Origin of the sequence: Kitasatospora sp. NRRL B-11411 (assembly GCF_000721345.1) — a bacterium.
Classification (GTDB): domain Bacteria; phylum Actinomycetota; class Actinomycetes; order Streptomycetales; family Streptomycetaceae; genus Kitasatospora; species Kitasatospora cineracea.
The window spans coordinates 1-2277 of sequence record NZ_JOGH01000260.1 but is presented as its reverse complement, the minus strand read 5'-3'; the positions used below and the strand labels follow the sequence as shown (position 1 = coordinate 2277).

Annotated in this window: 3 protein-coding genes; 1 reads left to right on the top strand and 2 read right to left on the bottom strand. The window is 73.4% G+C overall.

Features of this window, described 5'->3' with window-relative positions; all coding sequences use genetic code 11:
* A partial coding sequence (locus tag IH44_RS0139720; RefSeq protein WP_030464723.1) for a maleylpyruvate isomerase N-terminal domain-containing protein occupies positions 1-585 on the bottom strand: 585 nt, incomplete at its 3' end.
* A gap of 178 nt (positions 586-763) precedes the next feature.
* On the opposite strand from IH44_RS0139720, the gene IH44_RS0139715 reads away from it, so the two are divergent.
* Complete coding sequence (locus IH44_RS0139715) at positions 764-1669, top strand: SAM-dependent methyltransferase (RefSeq protein ID WP_232795278.1); 906 nt, start codon at positions 764-766, stop codon at positions 1667-1669.
* Positions 1670-2004: 335 nt separating this feature from the next.
* On the opposite strand, the gene IH44_RS42135 is transcribed toward IH44_RS0139715, so the two are convergent.
* A partial coding sequence (locus IH44_RS42135; protein ID WP_035958524.1) for a discoidin domain-containing protein occupies positions 2005-2277 on the bottom strand: 273 nt, incomplete at its 5' end.

Below are 2277 nucleotides of genomic sequence, written 5' to 3'. Positions count from 1 at the left end.
GGCCGGGGCGAGGTCGTACGACAGGGCGGGGCCTTCGGTGGTGTGCAGCCGGACGGTGACGGGGGCGTACGGCCACGGGGCGGACAGCGGCCAGTAGAGGTCGGGGAACTCGTCCAGGCCGTCCAGTGCGGCGCGCTCCGGGAGGGGGAGCGGTGCGCCGGCGGCGAGTTGGGCGTCGTGGGCGTGGACGGCGGCCTCCTGCACCTGGTGGCGGGCGATCGTCCCGCTGGTGCTGGGGGTGTCGCCGTCCCGCCACCACGTCCAGCAGGGGCGGTCGGGCCCGGCTTCCCGGAGGGCCGCCAGCAGGGCGGCGGTCGCGGCCTCGGAGTTCGCCAGCGCCCGGTCGCGGGGGAGCCCGGTCTCCGGCTCGGGGCGGGCGGGGACGAAGTCGGGGCCCGCGGCGACGGCCGACGCCCAGAAGAGGTGGACGGCGGTGAGGTGGTCGACCAGGTCCGACAGCGTCCAGTCGGGGCAGCTGGGGACGCGGACCGTCAGGTCCGGCGCGTCGGCAACGGTCTTGCGCAGTGCGGCGGAGCGCTCGTCGACGAGGTCCAGCAGTTCCGGGAATCCGAGTGAAGTGGTCATCCTGACTGCCTATCACGAGCCGGTGACAGCAGCCGGGTTGGTGGGGAGACGGGCGGGAACGGGGAAGCGGGGCCGGGAGACGGGGCGGGGAATCGTTGCGGGAATTGAACGGGAAAGCGCTTTCGAAATATTCAATTTTGTGATATTATGTCAAAAATTAGTATTACTCTCTCCGGTCATGGCCAACCACGCATCCCTGCCCTCCGCCCGGCCCAGCCGGACGGCCCTGATGTCCGCCGCGGCCCGCGCCGCGCACCTCCTCGTCGACCGGGAGCCGGTGCTCCTCGCGGACACCCTCGCCGAGCCGCTGCTCGGCGAGCACGCCGAGGAACTGCTCACCTACCACCGCTCGTTCGGCGCCCACCCCGTCCTGGCCGGCGCCCGCACCACCGCGCTCGCCCGCAGCCGCTTCGCCGAGGACCGCCTCGCCGCGCTCACCGCCCGCGGCACCGACCAGTACGTGCTGCTCGGCGCCGGGCTGGACACCTTCGCCTACCGCTCCGCCCCCGCCGACCGGGTGCGGGTCTTCGAGGTCGACCACCCCGCCGTCCAGCGCTGGAAGCGCGACCTGCTCGCCGCCGCCGGGATCGCCGTCCCGCCCGGCACCGCCTTCGTCCCGGTCGACCTCGAACAGGGCGGTGGGGCAGGGGAGTTGGTAGCGGCGCTGGTGGCGGCCGGGTTCGACCCGGGGCGCCCGGCGCTGGTGGCCTGGCTCGGCGTCACCATGTACCTCGGCGCCGAGGCGATCGGCGTGACACTGGCCGCCGTCGGCGGGCTCGCCCCCGGCAGCGAACTGGTCGCGGAGTACCTCCTGCCGCCCGGCCGGCGCGACGAGGCCGGGCAGGCGTACGCCGAGCAGGTGGCGTCGGCGGCGGCCGAGGGCGGCGAGCCCTGGCGGACCTTCCTCGACGTCGAGGAGATGGACGCCCTGCTGACCACCGCCGGCCTGCGCCCCCTCGCCCACCTGCGGCAGCACGAGAGCGTGCCCGCCGAACTGTGGCAACGCACCGACGCCCTCCGCCCGTTCGGCCTCTCGGTGCTGGCCCACGCCGAAGTCCCCGCCCGCGAGCAGGGTCGGCGGTAGCGGGGCCGGCGGTAGCGGGGCCGGCGGTAGCGGGACGGCCCAACGGCTCGATCCCGCCCGGTCGTGGTGACCGGACGGGATCGAGGGTGCGGCACTGCCCGGGGCCGGAGGAGGCTCCCCGCCCGTCAGAACCCCGGGCGGTACCGGTTCGGGAGGCGGGCCCTCGTCGGGGGACGGGGGCCCGCCGGTCGGCGGACGTTCATCAGTGGACGGACGTTCATCAGCAGACGGATGTCCGCCGACGGACCGATGTCCGCACACAGGTGTTCGTCAAAGCATGGACGTCAATCAGTTGATGATCATCGCCCGATGTCCATCAGTACCTTGATGACCCGTCAGGCCCCGAAGAGCTGGAGCTCGGAGAGCTGTGCGGCGGGCCAGCCGGTGTTACCGGTGACGTTGAGGCGCAGGTAGCGGGTCGGGGTGGCGGGGAGGTTGATGGTGACGGTGTTGCCGGTGGCCGGGTCGAAGGTGTAGCCGGCGGAGTTCACCAGGGTGGTGAAGGTGGTGCCGTCGGTGGAGCCCTGGACGGTGAGGGTCTGGGTCCGGGTGGCCCAGGCGGTGGCCGGGGGGAGCTTCAGGACGGCCTTGGTCAGGCTCAGCGAGCA